This window comes from Micromonospora sp. HUAS YX12 (assembly GCF_040215685.1).
Taxonomy (GTDB): domain Bacteria; phylum Actinomycetota; class Actinomycetes; order Mycobacteriales; family Micromonosporaceae; genus Micromonospora; species Micromonospora tulbaghiae.
This window is the reverse complement of sequence record NZ_CP157974.1, coordinates 5753349-5769342: the sequence shown is the minus strand read 5'-3', so window position 1 is coordinate 5769342 and position 15994 is coordinate 5753349. Positions and strand designations below refer to the sequence as shown.

15 protein-coding genes, 1 pseudogene and 1 riboswitch are annotated in these 15994 nt (G+C 74.0%); of the genes and pseudogenes, 12 read left to right on the top strand and 4 right to left on the bottom strand.

What is annotated here, in order from left to right:
- Positions 1–4: 4 nt before the first annotated feature.
- The 3 genes from fmt (at position 5) to ABIH81_RS27390 (ending at position 4573) form a co-directional block, all read left to right on the top strand.
- Entirely contained in the window at positions 5–931 is a 927-nt protein-coding gene (gene fmt, locus ABIH81_RS27400; protein WP_349881215.1) for a methionyl-tRNA formyltransferase, read from the top strand.
- Positions 928–2595 (top strand): transcription antitermination factor NusB, encoded by a 1668-nt coding sequence (locus ABIH81_RS27395; RefSeq protein ID WP_349877788.1) that lies wholly within the window; start codon positions 928–930, stop codon positions 2593–2595. The genes fmt and ABIH81_RS27395 overlap by 4 nt, the downstream gene beginning before the upstream one ends.
- Positions 2596–2830: 235 nt before the next feature.
- Positions 2831–4573 (top strand): M28 family peptidase, encoded by a 1743-nt coding sequence (locus ABIH81_RS27390; RefSeq protein WP_349877787.1) that lies wholly within the window; start codon positions 2831–2833, stop codon positions 4571–4573.
- A 43-nt stretch (positions 4574–4616) separates the two neighbouring features.
- Here ABIH81_RS27390 and ABIH81_RS27385 read toward each other — a convergent pair whose 3' ends face one another.
- Together ABIH81_RS27385 and ABIH81_RS27380 are read right to left on the bottom strand one after the other, a co-directional pair.
- Positions 4617–5507 (bottom strand): septum formation family protein, encoded by an 891-nt coding sequence (locus ABIH81_RS27385; RefSeq protein WP_349877786.1) that lies wholly within the window; start codon positions 5505–5507, stop codon positions 4617–4619.
- 77 nt (positions 5508–5584) lie between these two features.
- Entirely contained in the window at positions 5585–6472 is an 888-nt protein-coding gene (locus tag ABIH81_RS27380; protein WP_349877785.1) for a septum formation family protein, read from the bottom strand.
- Positions 6473–6733: 261 nt separating this feature from the next.
- On the opposite strand from ABIH81_RS27380, the gene rpe reads away from it, so the two are divergent.
- The 7 genes from rpe (at position 6734) to ribH (ending at position 12921) form a co-directional block, all read left to right on the top strand.
- Positions 6734–7414, top strand: coding sequence for a ribulose-phosphate 3-epimerase (gene rpe, locus ABIH81_RS27375; RefSeq protein ID WP_128137820.1), 681 nt, complete (start codon positions 6734–6736; stop codon positions 7412–7414).
- A gap of 1 nt (position 7415) precedes the next feature.
- Positions 7416–8372 (top strand): response regulator, encoded by a 957-nt coding sequence (locus ABIH81_RS27370; protein ID WP_349877784.1) that lies wholly within the window; start codon positions 7416–7418, stop codon positions 8370–8372.
- Positions 8373–8445: 73 nt separating this feature from the next.
- A riboswitch (FMN riboswitch) is annotated at positions 8446–8618 on the top strand.
- A 169-nt stretch (positions 8619–8787) separates the two neighbouring features.
- Complete coding sequence (gene ribD, locus ABIH81_RS27365; RefSeq protein WP_349877783.1) at positions 8788–9849, top strand: bifunctional diaminohydroxyphosphoribosylaminopyrimidine deaminase/5-amino-6-(5-phosphoribosylamino)uracil reductase RibD; 1062 nt, start codon at positions 8788–8790, stop codon at positions 9847–9849.
- Position 9850: 1 nt separating this feature from the next.
- Positions 9851–10462: a riboflavin synthase gene (locus ABIH81_RS27360; RefSeq protein ID WP_349877782.1), complete on the top strand. Its 612-nt coding sequence runs from the start codon at positions 9851–9853 to the stop codon at positions 10460–10462.
- Complete coding sequence (gene pnuC / locus ABIH81_RS27355) at positions 10462–11157, top strand: nicotinamide riboside transporter PnuC (protein WP_349877781.1); 696 nt, start codon at positions 10462–10464, stop codon at positions 11155–11157. The genes ABIH81_RS27360 and pnuC overlap by 1 nt, the downstream gene beginning before the upstream one ends.
- Complete coding sequence (locus ABIH81_RS27350; protein ID WP_349877780.1) at positions 11154–12419, top strand: bifunctional 3,4-dihydroxy-2-butanone-4-phosphate synthase/GTP cyclohydrolase II; 1266 nt, start codon at positions 11154–11156, stop codon at positions 12417–12419. The genes pnuC and ABIH81_RS27350 overlap by 4 nt, the downstream gene beginning before the upstream one ends.
- Before the next feature lie 4 nt (positions 12420–12423).
- Complete coding sequence (gene ribH / locus ABIH81_RS27345) at positions 12424–12921, top strand: 6,7-dimethyl-8-ribityllumazine synthase (protein WP_128137818.1); 498 nt, start codon at positions 12424–12426, stop codon at positions 12919–12921.
- 92 nt (positions 12922–13013) lie between these two features.
- Here the strand turns inward: ribH and ABIH81_RS27340 are convergent, their stop codons facing one another.
- Positions 13014–14495, bottom strand: a complete 1482-nt coding sequence (locus ABIH81_RS27340) for an MFS transporter (RefSeq protein ID WP_349877779.1) — start codon at positions 14493–14495, stop codon at positions 13014–13016.
- A gap of 245 nt (positions 14496–14740) precedes the next feature.
- Positions 14741–14878: pseudogene (locus ABIH81_RS27335) on the bottom strand (ArsR family transcriptional regulator); the annotation flags it as partial.
- An 81-nt stretch (positions 14879–14959) separates the two neighbouring features.
- Between ABIH81_RS27335 and ABIH81_RS27330 the strand changes: the two are divergent.
- Both ABIH81_RS27330 and ABIH81_RS27325 read left to right on the top strand, forming a co-directional pair.
- Positions 14960–15652, top strand: a complete 693-nt coding sequence (locus ABIH81_RS27330) for an alpha/beta hydrolase (protein ID WP_349877778.1) — start codon at positions 14960–14962, stop codon at positions 15650–15652.
- Positions 15653–15698: 46 nt separating this feature from the next.
- Positions 15699–15980: a phosphoribosyl-ATP diphosphatase gene (locus ABIH81_RS27325; RefSeq protein WP_198039659.1), complete on the top strand. Its 282-nt coding sequence runs from the start codon at positions 15699–15701 to the stop codon at positions 15978–15980.
- The last annotated feature ends 14 nt before the right edge of the window (positions 15981–15994 follow it).

Below are 15994 nucleotides of genomic sequence, written 5' to 3'. Positions count from 1 at the left end.
CCGGATGCGCCTGGTCTTCGCCGGCACGCCGGCTGTCGCCGTACCGGCCCTGGACGCGATCGCCGCCTCCGGGCACGAGCTGCTCGCCGTGGTCACCCGCCCCGACGCCCCGGCCGGCCGGGGGCGGGGACTGGTCCGCTCGCCGGTCGGCGCGTGGGCCGACGCGCACGGCGTCGAGGTGCTCACCCCGGCCCGCCCGCGTGAGCCGGAGTTCCTCGACCGGCTGCGCGAGCTGGCGCCGGACTGCGTACCGGTGGTCGCCTACGGCGCGCTGGTGCCGCCGGCGGCGCTGGAGATCCCCCGGCACGGCTGGATCAACCTGCACTTCTCGCTGCTGCCCGCCTGGCGCGGCGCCGCGCCGGTGCAGCACGCCGTGCTGCACGGCGACGAGCTGACCGGGGCCAGCGTGTTCGAGCTGGAGGAGGGGCTGGACACCGGCCCGGTCTACGGCACCGTCACCGACGAGATCCGTCCCACCGACACCTCCGGTGACCTGCTGGAACGGCTCGCGCACTCCGGCGCCGGGCTGCTGGTCGCCGTCCTCGACGCGATCGACGCCGGGACTGCCCGGGCCGTGCCGCAGCCCGCCGACGGCGTGTCGCTCGCCCCGAAGCTCACCGTCGAGGACGCCCGGGTCCGCTGGGGCGACCCCGCCTTCGCGGTGGACCGGCGCATCCGCGCCTGCACGCCCGCGCCCGGCCCGTGGACCACGTTCCGCGACGAACGGGTCAAGCTCGGCCCGGTCACCCCGCTGCCCGACGGCCCGGATCTGAAGCCGGGGGAGCTGCACGTGGAGAAGTCCGGCGTGCTCGTCGGCACCGCCACCACGCCGGTGCGCCTCGGCGAGGTGCGCGCCGCCGGCAAGAAGGCCATGCCCGCCGGCGACTGGGCGCGCGGCGCCCGGGTGACCGCCGGCGAGGTGTTCGCGTGACGGGGCCGTCGCGCCCGGACCGGCCCGCCGAGGGCGAGCGTCCCCGGGGGTACGCGCGTGAGCACGCCGACCGGCCCGCCGCCGAGCGACGGGGCGAGGACCGGTTCGGCGACCGTGAGCGCGGCGACCGGCAGCGGGCCGACCGGCCTGCCGCGGACCGGCGTGCCGGCGACCGGTTCGGCGGGGACCGTGAGCGTGCCGACCGGCGTGGCGGAGACCGGCCCAGCGCCGACCGGCGTGGCGGGGACCGATCCGGCGGCGACCGGTTCGGTGGGGACCGGCGCGGTGGGCGCCGTCCGGTCCGTCCGGCGGTGGACCTGCCCCGGCAGATCGCGTACGAGGCGATCGCGGCGGTGCACCGCGACGACGCGTACGCCAACCTGGTGCTCCCGGCGATGCTGCGCGAGGCCGGGCTGACCGGCCGGGACGCCGCCTTCGCCACCGAACTGACCTACGGCACGCTGCGGCACACCGGCACGCTCGACGCGATCGTCACCGACGCGGCCGGGCGGGACGTGCAACGCATCGACCCGCCGGTGCGCGACGCGCTGCGGCTCGGGGCGTACCAGATCCTGCACACCCGGGTGCCCGCGCACGCCGCGGTGTCGTCGACGGTGGACCTGGTCCGGTCGGTGGGGCCGGGCGCCACCGGGTTCGCCAACGCGGTGCTGCGGGAGATCACCACCCGCGACGCCGACGCCTGGGTGGCCAAGCTCGCCCCGGTGGAGGAGACGGACCCGATCGGGCACCTCGCGCTGGCGTACAGCCATCCGCAGTGGATCGTGCGGTCGTTCGCCGAGGCGCTCGGCGGCGACATGGGCGAGACGACCCGGCTGCTCATCGAGGACAACGAGCGCCCGCCGGTGCACCTGTGCGCCCGGCCGGGTCTGGCCGATCCGGTGGCGCTCGCCGACGAGGTGGGCGGCGCGCCCGGCGCGTTCTCGCCGTACGCGGTCTACCTTCCGGGCGGCGCGCCGGGTGACCTGTCGGCGGTGGCCGACGGGCGTGCGCACGTGCAGGACGAGGGTTCCCAGCTGGTGGCGGACGCGCTGGCGGCGGCTCCGCTGGACGGCCCGGACGGCCGGTGGCTGGACCTGTGCGCCGGTCCGGGCGGCAAGTCCGGCCTGCTCGGCGCGCTCGCCGCGATCCGTGGTGCCCGGCTCACCGCGGTCGAGGTGGCCGAGCACCGGGCGCGGCTGGTCGAACTGGCCACCCGCGGGCTGCCGGTGACGGTGCTGAACACCGACGGGCGCAGCGTGGGCAGCGACCCGAAGCTGCCGGAGGAGCACTTCGACCGGGTACTCGTGGACGCGCCGTGCACCGGGCTGGGCGCGCTGCGCCGCCGCCCGGAGTCGCGGTGGCGCCGCCAGCCGTCGGACCTGCCGCCGCTGACCCGGTTGCAGCGGGAACTGCTCACCGCCGCGTTGCGGGCGGCCCGGCCGGGTGGCCTGGTCGCGTACGTGACGTGCTCGCCGCACGTGGTGGAGACGCACGTGACGGTGACCGAGGCGGCCCGGCGGAGCGGCTTCGGCGTCGACTTCGTCGACGCGCGGCCGCTGCTGCCGGCCGGTATGCCGGGGCTGGGTGACGGCCCCACGGTGCAGCTCTGGCCGCACCGCCACGGCACCGACGCCATGTTCCTGGCGGTCCTCCGCCGGGTCTGACCCACCCTCTCGCAGTCGATCAAGGAGTTCGTGTCCCCGGGGGCCGCCGTGCCCGGACACGAACTCCTTGATCGTCATGCGGAGAAATGGGGAGGGACGGAGCGTGTGCGGCATCCCGGTGGGGAGAGGGGGCCGGTGGGATGTGACAGCCCGTTGACTGTTTGATCGATGCATGTAACTGTTTCGACCACCGGTCCCGGCACCCCCGCCCGCCGAACCCCCACGAGGAGTCTCCATGAGACGCAGAACGCCGACCACGAGCCTCGCGCTCGCCCTCGTCGCCACCCTGACGACGGCGAGCCTGGCCGGCACCGCCTCCGCCGCGCCCGCTCCGGCCCCCGCCCCGGCCGTCGCCGCCCTCGCCGCGCCGGACGTCTCCCTGAGCAACATCCAGGCCCACCTCACCCAGTTCAACTCCATCGCCACCAGCAACGGCGGCAACCGGCGCTCCGGCTCGGCCGGCTACACGGCGTCGGTCAACTACGTCAAGGGCAAGCTCCAGGCCGCCGGCTACACGGTCACCGAGCAGAACTGCTCCACCTGCACCTACCCCGGCAACAACCTGATCGCCGAGTGGCCGCAGGGCCCCTCCGACCAGGTCGTCATGTTCGGCGCCCACCTGGACGGCGTCTCCGCGGGCCCCGGCATCAACGACAACGCCTCCGGCTCGTCGGTGCTGCTGGAGAACGCGCTGGTGCTGGCCGCGCAGAACCCGACCATGACCAAGCGGGTCCGGTTCGCCTGGTGGAACGGCGAGGAGCAGGGCCTGCAGGGCTCCAAGCACTACGTCAACCAGCTCAGCTCCACCCAGCGCGGCTACATCAAGGGCTACTACAACTTCGACATGGTGGCCTCGCCCAACGGCGGCTACTTCATCAACCGGATCACCTCGGCCACCGCCGCGCCGCTGAAGGCGTACTGGGACTCGTTCGGCATCTCGCCGGAGGAGAACACCGAGGGGCAGGGCCGCTCGGACGACTACTCGTTCGCCAACGCCGGCATCCAGACCTCCGGGTACGCGGCGGGCGCCAGCTACACCAAGAGCTCGGCGCAGGCCAGTAAGTGGGGCGGCACCGCGGGCGCGGCGTACGACGGGTGCTACCACCGCTCCTGCGACAACACCAGCAACATAAACACGACCATCCTCAACCGGGCCGCGGACGGCGTCGCGTACGCGATCTGGCAGCTCGCGGTCGGCGGCGGCACGCCGTCCAACGACTTCTCCGTCTCGGTGAGCCCCACCTCCGGCAGCGTCGCCCGGGGCGGCTCCACCACCGCCACGGTCAGCACCGCCACCACCGCCGGCAGCGCCCAGACCGTGGCGCTGTCCGCCAGCGGCGCCCCGAGCGGCGTCTCGGTGAGCTTCAGCCCGTCGTCGGTCACCTCGGGCGGCTCGGCCACCATGACCGTCACCGCTTCGTCGACGGCCACCACCGGCACGTTCACGCTCACCGTGACCGGCACCGGCTCGGCCACCCGCACCGCCGGCTACACGCTCACCGTGACCGGCGGGAGCGGCGGCTGCACCGGCGCGCAGCTCATCGGCAACAGCAGCTTCGAGTCCGGCACCACGCCGTGGACGGCCAGCTCCGGCGTGATCACCAACAGCTCCAGCCAGGCGGCCCGCACCGGGTCGTACAAGGCGTGGATGAACGGGTACGGCACCTCGCGTACCGACACGCTGTCCCAGTCGGTCACGCTGCCGGCCGGGTGCAGCAGCTACACGTTCTCGTTCTGGCTGCACATCGACACGGCCGAGACGACCAGCTCGACCGCGTACGACAAGCTGACCGTGCAGGCCGGTTCGACCACGCTGGCCACGTACTCGAACCTGAACAAGGCCACCGGCTACACCCAGCGCACCTTCAACCTGGCCGCGTACGCCGGTCAGACGGTCACGCTGAAGTGGACCGGGGTCGAGGACTCCTCGTTGCAGACCAGCTTCGTCGTGGACGACGTGACGCTGCAGGTCGGCTGAGTGGTCCCGGGCGGGGTGGGCGCCGGCCCGCCCCGCCCGGGTCTCAGGTGATCGGCAGCGCCTTGGCGCCCGCGCCCTTGACCGACCGGGTCAGCGAACGCTCGGAGACCCACAGGAAGCACTGCACGCCCCGGTCGCCGTCGCGCCACTGCTCCTCGAACGGGTGGTAGATGATGGTGCCGGCCCGGTACTGCATGTTGCCGTCGTTCGGCAGCTTCGCGTACTTGGCGATCAGGCCGCGGCACGCCTTGTGCGTGCGCAGCGGCGTGCGTTCGAACTCCGCGTAGGTGATGTCCGGCGCCTGGTAGACGCCGACGAACTCGGCGTGGTGCCGGGAGGTGCAGGCCACCGGCCGCATCGACTGCACCTCGTCCTTGCTCAGCTTCGGGTTGAAACAGCCGAGCGCGAGCTTCGAGCCGGGCTTCAACGCGCCCCGCAGGCTGCCGGTGCGCTGGGTGACGGCGCCCTCGTCCAGATCGGTGATCTCGGCGACGTCGCAGCGGTACCAGCGGGCGCCGCCGGACCAGGCGAGCGCCGAGGGGAACACCACCGCCAGGCGCAGCCGCCCGCCGCGCCAGTCCGCGCCGACGGCCCGGGTGACCTGCCGGGCGCAGTCGGCGTGCGCGGCGCGCATCCCGGCCGAGCCGGTACGCGGCGGCGCGGAACGCTCCGCCTCCGCGCCGGTCATCGTGCCCACGTGCAGCGTCTCGGTGCGGTGCGGGGTCGCGCAGTCGACCGGCTGGTAGCCGCTCAGGTAGCCGACGTCGGCGACTGTGGGATGACAGGCCCCGCTCTGCGGCACGAAACCGGCCGGCGCGGCGAACGCCGGCCAGTCGTCGATCAGGTCGCGGTCCACTCCGGCCGGCGCGGCACAGCCGCCGAGCGCCAGCGCCAGCGCCGCGCCCACGGTGACCGCCACCCGCCATCGCCGCATCCCGACCGACCTCCCCCGCGCATCCGGCGCCGCCCGGTCGACCGGTACGCCTCGGCGGTGCAGCATACGGCAGCCGATCAGGTGACCGGGAGGCCCTCGGGTCCGGCGCCGCGCACCGAGCGGTTCAGCTTGCGGTCGTCACTCCACAGGAAACAGCGCACGCCCCGGTCGCCCTCCTCCCACTCCCGCTGCGACGGCGGGTAGAAGATGGACCCGGCCCGGTACGGCAGCTCGGCGTTGTCCGGCACCTCGGCGAACGCGGCGATGAGCGTCATGCAACGCCGGTGCGTGGCGGGCGCGCCCCGGGTGAACTCCGCCCAGCTCATGTCGCGTTCCTCGTACACGCCGACGAACTCGGCCCGGTGCGGTTCGGTGCACAGCACCGGGGCCATGTAGTTCAGGTTCTGGCCGATCAGCTTCGGGTCGAAGCACCTGTGGACCAGCGGGTTGTCGCCGACGAGCGCGCCCCGCAGGCTGCCGACCCGGTTGACCGGGCGGGTGTTGTCGATGCTGTCGGTCTCGGCCAGGTCGCAGCGGAACCACCGGGCCCCGGACGTCCAGGCGGTGACAGTGGGCAGCGCGATGTTCAGGGTCAGCCGGGCGGCGTGCCAGTCCCCGCCGATCATCTCCCGGGCCCGCTGGTCGCACTCGGCGCGCGCGGTCCGCAGCGCCGGTGAACCGGGTTCCGGGCGTGCGCCCTGCGCCGCCGGCCCGCTGAACCGGCCGACGTGCACGGTCTCGGCCAGGTGGCTGCCCGCGCAGTTCACCGTCTCGTACGTGGCGGCGGCCACCACAGTGCTCAGCCGGGGCAGGCACGCCTCGGTCGCCGGGACGAACAGCTGCGGCACCGGCAGCGCCGCCCAGTCGTCGATCAGGTCGCCGTCGGCCCGGTGCGTCTGAGCGCATCCCGCGAGCACCGCAGTCGCGGCGCCGGCCAGCGCGAGCACGTGGAGCCACCGTCGCATCGTCCGCCCCTTCCGGGAGAGATGACAGCCGGTCGCCACAGGCCCGACCGGCTTCCCCCGCGCCCGGGCGTGCAGCATACGTGACCGTCCCTGTAGGAGTTTCGTCATCTTTCAATCGATCGGCCAGTCACCGAAGACTATTCGTGCCGATTTTCTCTCCGGACGGCCCGGCGGTGCACCGGCGGTGAACGGGGAATCACCACCTGTCACTCCGGGAGACGTGCCGCGACCTCCGGGTCACCGCGTTCGTACACTGGCCCGGTGACCGTACCGCCGCCGATCGTCGCGCCGAGCATCCTGGCCGCCGATTTCGCCCGCCTCGCCGACGAGGTCCGTGCCGTGGAGCCCGCCGCCGACTGGCTGCACGTCGACGTCATGGACAACCACTTCGTGCCCAACCTGACCATCGGGCTGCCGGTGGTGCAGAGCCTGCGCGCCGTCACCGGGATCCCGTTCGACGTGCACCTGATGATCGAGGACCCGCGCCGCTGGGCGCCCGGGTACGCCGACGCCGGAGCGTACAACGTCACGTTCCACGCCGAGGCGTGCGACGACCCGGTGGCGCTGGCGAAGGACCTGCGCTCGGCCGGGGCGAAGGCGGGGCTGGCGATCGACCGGGACACCCCGATCGAGCCGTACCTGGAACTGCTGCCGAGCTTCGACACGCTGCTGATCATGACGATCAAGGCCGGCTTCGGCGGTCAGCGCTTCCTGCCGCAACTGCTGGACAAGGTGCGCGCGGCCCGCCGGCACGTCGACAGCGGGCACCTGGAGCTGCGCATCGAGGTCGACGGCGGCATCGCCGCGGACACCATCGAGCAGGCCGCCGCGGCCGGCGCCGACGCGTTCGTCGCGGGCACCGCGGTCTACGGCGCCGACGATCCCGCGGAGGCGGTACGCCGCCTGCGGGGCCTGGCGGAACGCGCGATGACCGGCGCCTGAGATGGAACCGGCCGACGATCGACCCGACGTGATCCTCGTCGTCGACGACGACGAGGACATCGCCCGTTTCGTCGAGTTCAACCTGCGCCTGCACGGCTTCGAGGTGCTGCACGCCGCCGACGGCCAGGAGGCGTTGGAGATCATCGAGCGGCAGCGGCCCGACCTGGCGGTGGTCGACCTGATGATGCCCCGCATCGACGGGCTGGAACTGACCCGCCGGCTGCGCGCCGACCCGATGACCTCGGCGCTGCCGGTGATCATGCTCACCGCCAAGGGGATGACCCAGGACAAGGTGAACGGGCTCAGCGTCGGCGCGGACGACTACCTGGTCAAGCCGTTCGACACGCTGGAGCTGGTGGCGCGGGTCAACTCCACGCTGCGGCGCAACAAGGAGTTCCGGGAGGTCTCGCCGCTGACCGGGCTGCCCGGCAACAGCCGGATCCGGCGGGAGATCAGCGACCGGGTACGCAACGGCGTCGACTACGCCGTCGGCTACATCGACATCGACCGGTTCAAGAGCGTCAACGACCGGTACGGCTTCGTGCGCGGCGACGAGTTCATCTCGGCGCTGGCCCGCAGTCTGCACCGGGCGGTGGTGTCGATCGGGTTGCCGCCGGCGTTCCTCGGCCACGTCGGCGGCGACGACTTCGTCATCGTCTGCGCGCCCAGCCAGGTCCGGCCGCTGACCAGCCGGGCCGTCGTCGACTTCGAGAAGGCCGCGGACGCGCTCTACGACCCCACCGACCGGGAACGCGGCTTCGTCGAACTGAAGGACCGGCGCGGCAACATCCGCCGCGCCGCGCTCGTCACGCTCTCCATCGGCGTGTCGCTGTCCGATTCCGGCAAGCGGTTCACCGACCCGCTGGAGGCGATCGCGGTGGCGTCGGAGATGAAGACGGTGGCCAAGAGCCAGCCCGGCTCGTACGTGGCGGTGGACCGCCGGCGCGGCGTCACCTGACCGGCCCTGTGAGGTAGCTCGCCTCTGTGGCGCGCGCCCGGGCGGAACGTGTAAGACTTCCCGTGTACCCACCACGCGCTGGCGGGGCTCGGTGAAATTCCGAACCGGCGGTGATCCACGGTCCGACCGTGGTAAGCCCGCGACCCGGACGGCTTCGGCCGGACGGTGGACCTGGTGAGAATCCGGGGCCGACGGTTGGGGTGCGGCTCGTCCGCCCCCAGAAAGTCCGGATGGGAGACAGCGCGCGGAACGGGGGAGGCCCCTGCCGGCCGCTGAGCACCCTCAGCCGCCGCGTGGGCTCCCCGGGGTCGGCGTCGCCGTCCCCGGGTTCTCCGCCGCCGCGTGTCCGCGGCTTTCGTGGCCGTTCCTCCCGAACCCGCCCGCGCGCGACCGGCGAGCGGGAGGACAGGCGGCCATGGCGAGCGTCTCCGTCGACGAGGCGATGCGTCGTGCCATCGAACTGGCCGCGCGCGGCCTCGGCGCCACGAGCCCCAACCCGGTGGTCGGCTGTGTGCTGCTCGACGCCGACGGCGAGGTCGTCGGCGAGGGCTTCCACGCGTACGCCGGCGGCCCGCACGCGGAGATCGTCGCGCTGGCACAGGCCGGCACGCGCGCCCGCGGCGGCACCGCGGTGGTCACCCTGGAACCCTGCGACCACACCGGCCGCACCGGCCCCTGCAGCCACGCGCTCATCGCCGCCGGGGTGGCCCGGGTGGTGATCGCGGTGCCCGACCCCAACCCGGTCGCCTCCGGCGGCGCGGCCACGCTGCGCGCCGCCGGGGTCCAGGTCGCCCTGGGGGTACGCGCGCAGGAGGCCGAGGCCGGCAACGTGGCCTGGCTCACCTCGATGCGCCGCGGCTGGCCGTACGTGATCTGGAAGTACGCGGCCACGCTCGACGGGCGCTCCGCCGCCGCCGACGGCACCAGTATGTGGATCACCTCCGAGGCGGCCCGGATCGACGTGCACGCGCTGCGCGGCACCGTCGACGCGGTGCTCGCCGGAGTGGGCACCGTGCTCACCGACGACCCCCGGCTGACCGCCCGCAACCTGCGCGACGGCACGCTCGCCATCCGGCAGCCGCTGCGGGTCGTGGTGGACAGCGCGGGGCGTACCCCGGCCGGCGCCCGGGTCCGCGACGGCGCCGCCCGCACCTGGGTGGCCACCGCCGCGGAGGTCGGCGCCGGCCCGGACGGCCGGGTCGACCTGCCGGCGCTGCTCGCGGAGCTGCACCACCGGGGCGTGCGGGCCGCGCTGCTGGAGGGCGGGCCCACCCTGGCCGGCGCGTTCCTCGCCGCCGGCCTGGTCGACCGGATCGTCGGGTACGTCGCGCCGAAGCTGCTCGGCGCCGGCCCGACCGCGCTGCTCGACGCCGGCGTGAGCACCATCGCCGACGCCATCGATCTGGAGATAACCGACGTTACGCGGGTCGGTCCCGACCTGCGGATCACCGCGCTGCCCCGGAAGAGGGAGAGCTGACATGTTCACCGGCATCGTCGAGGAACTGGGCGAGATCGTCCGGAGCACCGAGACCGGCGACGACTCCGCGCTGGTCGCCATCCGCGGCCCGCTCGTCACCTCGGACGCCCGGCACGGCGACTCGATCGCCGTCAACGGCGTCTGCCTCACCGTGGTCGACGTCGACGGCGGCGTGTTCACCGCCGACGTGATGGGCGAGACGCTGCGCCGCACCGCGCTCGGCGCGCTGCGCCCCGGCGACCCGGTCAACCTGGAACGGGCCGCCGCGCTCAACAGCCGCCTGGGCGGGCACCTGGTGCAGGGCCACGTCGACGGCGTCGGCGAGATCGTCGCCCGGGAGCCCGCGGCGCAGTGGGAGACCGTGCGGTTCCGGCTGCCCGCCGGGCTGGCCCGCTACGTGGTGGAGAAGGGCTCGATCACCGTCGACGGCGTGTCCCTGACCGTCGCCGAGGCGGGCGACGACTGGTTCTCGGTCGGCCTGATCCCGACCACGCTCAAGCTCACCGTGCTCGGCACGAAGCAGATCGGCGACCCGGTCAACCTGGAGGTGGACGTGCTGGCCAAGTACGTCGAGCGGCTGCTCGGCGACCGGAGCGCGGGGGGTGCCCGGTGATGGGCCCGCTCGGCTGGCTGCTCGACGCCCAGGTGCACGTGGCCGGCTCGCCGGTGCTGGTCCGGGAGATCGTCGGCAACGTCTTCGGGCTCGCCTCGGCGCTGCTCGGGCTGCGCCGGGTGGTCTGGGCCTGGCCGGTCGGCATGATCGGCAACGCGCTGCTGCTCACCGTGTTCCTCGGCGGCGTCTTCGTCACCCCGCAGGCGCACGACCTCTACGGCCAGGCCGGCCGGCAGGTCTTCTTCTTCGCCGTCAGCGTGTACGGCTGGTGGCGCTGGTCGCGCAACCGGCGCGCCGGTGGCGGGGACGAGCCGGCCGTGGTGCCGCGCTGGGCCACCTGGCCGGAGCGGCTCGGCCTGCTCGTGGCCGCCGCCGTCGGCACCGCCGCCGCGTACCCGGTGCTCGCCGCGCTGGGCTCGTGGGGGCCGCTGCCGGACGCCTGGATCCTGGTCGGCAGCCTGCTCGCCACCTACGGCATGGCCCGCGGCTGGGTGGAGTTCTGGCTGATCTGGATCGCCGTCGACGCGGTCGGCGTACCGCTGCTACTGCGCGGCGGCTTCTACCCGTCGGCCGCCATGTACCTGGTCTACGGCGCGTTCTGCGCGGCCGGCCTGTACAGCTGGTGGCGCACCTCCCGGGCCGTCGCGACCGCGCCCGCCCCGATCCCGGCGACGTACTCGGAGGCCGTGGCATGAGCACGTTCGGTTCGATCGAGCAGGCGGTGGCGGACATCGCCGCCGGGCGTCCGGTGGTCGTCGTCGACGACGAGGACCGGGAGAACGAGGGCGACCTGATCTTCGCGGCCGAGCTGGCCACGCCGGAGCTGGTCGCGTTCATGGTCCGCCACACCTCCGGCTTCATCTGCGTGCCGCTGACCGAGGACGAGTGCGACCGGCTGGACCTGCCGCCGATGCACCACACCAACCAGGACCGGCGGGGCACCGCGTACACGGTGACGGTGGACGCCCGGGAGGGCGTCAGCACCGGCATCTCGGCTGCCGACCGGTCGCACACCATCCGGCTGCTCGCCGACGCCGCCACCGACTCGACCGACCTGGCCCGGCCCGGTCACGTGGTGCCGCTGCGCGCCCGTGCCGGCGGGGTGCTGCGCCGCCCCGGGCACACCGAGGCGGCGGTGGACCTGACCCGGCTGGCCGGGCTGCGCCCGGCCGGGGTGCTCTGCGAGCTGGTGAACGACGACGGCACCATGATGCGCCTGCCCGACCTGGAGAAGTTCTGCGCCGAGCACGGCCTGACCCTGGTCACCATCGCGGACCTGATCGCCTACCGGCGGCGTACCGAGAAGCAGGTCGAGCTGGCCGCCGAGGCCCGGATGCCCACCCCGTACGGCGTGTTCCGGGCGCTCGGCTACCGCGCCGAGCACGACCCGGCCGAGCACGTCGCGCTGGTCATGGGCGACCTCGGCGACGGGCGGGACGTGCTGGTCCGGGTGCACTCCGAGTGCCTCACCGGCGACGTGTTCGGCTCGCTGCGCTGCGACTGCGGGCCGCAGTTGCAGGCCGCGCTGGCCCGGGTCGCCGCGGAGGGGCGCGGCGTGGTCCTCTACGTGCGCGGGCACGAGGGCCGGGGCATCGGCCTGCTGCACAAGCTCCAGGCGTACCAGCTCCAGGACCAGGGCCGCGACACCGTGGACGCGAACCTCGACCTGGGTCTGCCGGCCGACGCCCGCGACTACGGCACCGGCGCGCAGATCCTCTACGACCTGGGTGTCCGGTCGATGCGGCTGCTGACCAACAACCCGGCCAAGCGGGCCGGGCTGGAGGGGTACGGCCTCACCGTGACCGGCCGGGAGGGGCTGCCCGTGCGGTCCAACCCGGAGAACGTGCGCTACCTGCGCACCAAGCGGGACCGGATGGGTCACCTGCTGGACGGACTGGACGAGGTGACCGAGGCGCCGATGGGCCGCCCGGTCGCCGGTGACGAGATCGGAGCGTAGGGCGATGGCGGGTTTCGGCGAGCCGGGCGTGACCGCGGTGGACGCCGCCGGGATGACGGTCGGCGTGGTGGCCGCCCGGTGGCACGGCGACCTGACCGACCACATGACCGAGCGCGCGGTGGCCGCCGCGCAGGCGTGCGGGGCGCGGGCCGTGGTGGCCCGGGTGGCCGGCTCGGTGGAGCTGCCGGTGGTGGCCCAGGCGATGGCCCGCCGTTTCGACGTGGTCGTCGCGCTCGGCGTGGTGGTACGCGGCGCGACAGCGCACTTCGACTACGTCTGCCAGTCGGTCACCGAGGGGCTGACCCGGGTGGCGCTGGACGAGGGCAAGCCGGTGGCGCACGGGGTGCTCACCGTGGACACCATCGAGCAGGCCCGGGACCGGGCCGGGCTGCCCGGCTCGGCCGAGGACAAGGGCTGGGCGGCGACGGTGGCCGCGCTGGACGCCGCCCTGGCCGTCCGCGCGCTGGACGCCGGCTCCGCCCACCGCGTCGGCTTCGCCTGACCCACCGATCACCCCAGGAGCGCGCCCCCTCCCCACCACTCCGTCGATCATGAAGTTGACGGGGACAGAAGGGACGGCGGTTGCCGCCAACTTCATGATCGACGCGCGGCGGGACGCTGTGTGCCGCCGGGCAGGAGTGCGGGGGAGGGGTGTCCGGGGAGGGCGGGTGCTATCGGCGTGCTGAGGTGGCGGCCGGTGAGCAGGTAGGCGGCGGCAATCGTCAGTCCGGCTCCGATCGCGCCGTAGAGCAGCCGGTAGTCGACGAGGCCGACCATCAGGGCGCCCGCGCCGATCGCCGCCGCCTGGGGACCGCCGGCCACCGCGTCCAGCGCGGCCGAGGCCCGTCCGACCAGCTCCGGCGCGGTACGCCGCTGCACAAGCGTCATGACCGCCACCATGGCGACCGGCAGGCCCAGCCCGATCAGGACGCTCGCCGCCACGGCCAGCCCGAGGGCCGGGCGGGTCAGTGCCACGCTGGCCAGCGCGACGCAGGACACCGCGAGCGCCATCGCGCCCAGCTCGCCGAGACGGCGGACCAGTGCCGCCGAGGCGACGCCGCCGACCAGGCCGCCGACACCCTGCAACGACACCAGCACACCGAGGAAGGCCGGCTCCCGCCCGAGCCCCTGGTCGACGTACGCGAACCAGAGCGTCTCGCCGAACCCCAGGCCGACCGACGCGGCCACGGTCGCCACCAGGGCGCGACGCAGCGCCGGCTCGCCGAGCAGGTGACGGATGCCGGCGACCAGTTCGCCGCGTCCGCCGTGGGCCGTGCCCGCCGGAACCCGGCCCGGGTGCGCGTCGCCGCCGCCGTCCCCCTCGACCGGCGCCGGTCGCAGCCCCAGTCCGGCCACCGCGGCCAGGATGAAACCGACGGCGCAGGCCCCGGCCAGCGCCGGGCCGCCGAGCACCACGAACAGGCCGGCGCCGAGCAGCGGACCGGCCAGCCGAAGGCCCTGCTTGACGGTCTGCGTCGCGCCGTTCGCGTCGGGTAGCAGCGCGCCGGGGACCAGTTCCTGCACGAGCGCGGTGACCGTCGCGCCCAGCGCGAGGTAGGACAGGCCGTATCCGGCGGCGACTGTGTAGACCACCCAGAGCCGGCTGTCGTCGTGCACGGTGAGCAGCGGCAGCAGCAATACGGCAGTGCCGGCGTTGAGCAGCACGAACAGCCTCTGCCGGGGCACTCGGTCGACCACCCAGCCGACCAGCGGCGCGAGCACCATCGGCGCGGTCAGGGCCACGAAGGTGGCACCGGCCAGCCCGTCCGAGCCGGTCATCTGCTTCACCCACACCGCCAGTGCCAGCAGCAGCACCGACTCGGCGACCAGGCTCACGGTCAGTGCGGCGAAGAACAGCCGGAAGTCGGGCCGGCGCAGCAGGCCCCTCACCGCTCCACCTCCGGTACGCCCCACGCCATCAGGCGGACCGGGCGGGACCCGGGTGGTCGAGCGGCCGGATCCTCCAGCCGGTCGAGGTGGCGGGCGAACAGCGCTCGGAGCTCGTCGCGGAGCCCGGCCAGTTCCTCGGCGGTGTACCAGCCGATGAACTGGTTGAAGAAGCCGGCGTCCCGCCATTCGGCGGGCTCCTGCCGGCGGGCCGCCATCCAGTCCCAGAGCTTGCGGTACTCCAGATCGAGCAGCACCCGGGCGGCGGCGTCGCCGGCCCGGGCCAGTTCGGGGCTCTCGTCGCCGTCGCCCCATCGGTGCCCGTCGGTGACCATCCGCCAGGGACGCTGCCGGCCGGTCCCTCCGCCCGCCTCGGTGACGAAGCCGTACTTGGCGAGCTGGCGCAGGTGCCAGGAGCAGTTGGCCGGGCTCTCGTCGACCCGCTCGGCCACCTCGGTGGCGGTCAGCGGGCCGTACAGGCCGACGGCGTTGAGGATGCGCAGGCGCAGGGGGTGGGCGAACGCGCGGAGCGTCTCCACGTCGGTGATCTCGCGAGGATGTTGCTCGGTCATATCGAAAGACTACTTTGAAAAGGATTCTTTCGAAAGAAGTGCTTTGAAAGAATCCTCGACGTGCCGTGGTTGACTGCTGCGGTGACGGAGATCGGGTACGCGGACCTGCCAGGGCTGCGGATGGCGTACCGGAGCTGGGGCCGGGCCGGCGGCCGCCCGCTCGTGGCACTGCACGGCGGCACGGGATCGGGGGAGAGCTGGGCCGCGCTCGCGGCGGCGCTCGGCGCCACCACCCGCACGTACGCCCCCGACCTGCGCGGCTACGGCGCCACCGGGCCGGCCTCGGCGTACTCGCTGGAACTGGTCCGCGACGACGTGCGAGGGCTGCTCGACGCGCTGGAGCTCCCCCGGGTCACGGTGCTGGGGCACTCCTCGGGGGCGGCGGCGGCCCACCTGCTCGCCCGCGCGTATCCGGATCGGGTGGCGGCGCTGGTGCTCGTCGAACCTCCGCCACCGGTGCCGCTCGGCCTGCGGCTGCCACCCCGGCCGGACGGACCGCTGCCCTACGACTGGGCCGCCCGCGAAGCGTTCGTCGCCGAACTCAACGCCCCGCCGCCCACCTGGTGGGAGGGGTTGGCGGAGATCACCGCGCCGACCCTGGTGGTGGCCGGCGGTCCCGCCAGCCACCTCCCGCAGCACGAGCTGGCGCGGATGGCGGCCCGGATCCCCGCCGCCCGCCTGGTCGTCGTCGAAGGCGGGCACGCGGTGCCGGCCGCCCGCCCCGCCGAGTTCGCCACCGCGGTCCGGGACTTCCTTGCCGCGCTCCCCGGGTGAGCCGGACGACGCGGGTGGACCCGGTGGGCGCGCTCACCCGGGGCGGCTGGAAGAATCGCCTTCCGTGAAGACGTTCGAGGAGTTGTTCGCCGAGCTGCAGGCCAAGGCCGCCGCCGGCACCCCGGGCTCGGGCACGGTCGAGGCGCTCGCCAAGGGCGTGCACTTCATCGGCAAGAAGGTCGTCGAGGAGGCGGCCGAGTCGTGGATGGCCGCCGAGCACGAGGGTCCGGAGCGGGCCGCCGAGGAGATCTCCCAGCTGCTCTACCAGGCGCAGGTGCTGATGCTCGCCACCGGCCTGGAACTGAAGGACGTCTACCGACATCTGTGAGTGCCCGTCCGCTG

Excerpts from the sequence above, each read along its gene's own strand:
- fmt (WP_349881215.1), top strand. The coding sequence starts at position 5 with ATGCGCCTGGTCTTCGCCGGCACGCCGGCTGTCGCCGTACCGGCCCTG.
- ABIH81_RS27360 (WP_349877782.1), top strand. The coding sequence starts at position 9,851 with ATGTTCACCGGCATCGTCGAGGAACTGGGCGAGATCGTCCGGAGCACC.
- ABIH81_RS27390 (WP_349877787.1), top strand. The coding sequence starts at position 2,831 with ATGAGACGCAGAACGCCGACCACGAGCCTCGCGCTCGCCCTCGTCGCC.
- ribD (WP_349877783.1), top strand. The coding sequence starts at position 8,788 with ATGGCGAGCGTCTCCGTCGACGAGGCGATGCGTCGTGCCATCGAACTG.
- ribH (WP_128137818.1), top strand. The coding sequence starts at position 12,424 with ATGGCGGGTTTCGGCGAGCCGGGCGTGACCGCGGTGGACGCCGCCGGG.
- ABIH81_RS27340 (WP_349877779.1), bottom strand. The coding sequence starts at position 14,495 with ATGGCGGGACGCCGGCTTCTTCAACCAGTTCATCGGCTGGTACACCGC.
- ABIH81_RS27350 (WP_349877780.1), top strand. The coding sequence starts at position 11,154 with ATGAGCACGTTCGGTTCGATCGAGCAGGCGGTGGCGGACATCGCCGCC.
- ABIH81_RS27370 (WP_349877784.1), top strand. The coding sequence starts at position 7,416 with ATGGAACCGGCCGACGATCGACCCGACGTGATCCTCGTCGTCGACGAC.
- ABIH81_RS27385 (WP_349877786.1), bottom strand. The coding sequence starts at position 5,507 with ATGCGGCGATGGCGGGTGGCGGTCACCGTGGGCGCGGCGCTGGCGCTG.
- pnuC (WP_349877781.1), top strand. The coding sequence starts at position 10,462 with ATGGGCCCGCTCGGCTGGCTGCTCGACGCCCAGGTGCACGTGGCCGGC.
- ABIH81_RS27380 (WP_349877785.1), bottom strand. The coding sequence starts at position 6,472 with ATGCGACGGTGGCTCCACGTGCTCGCGCTGGCCGGCGCCGCGACTGCG.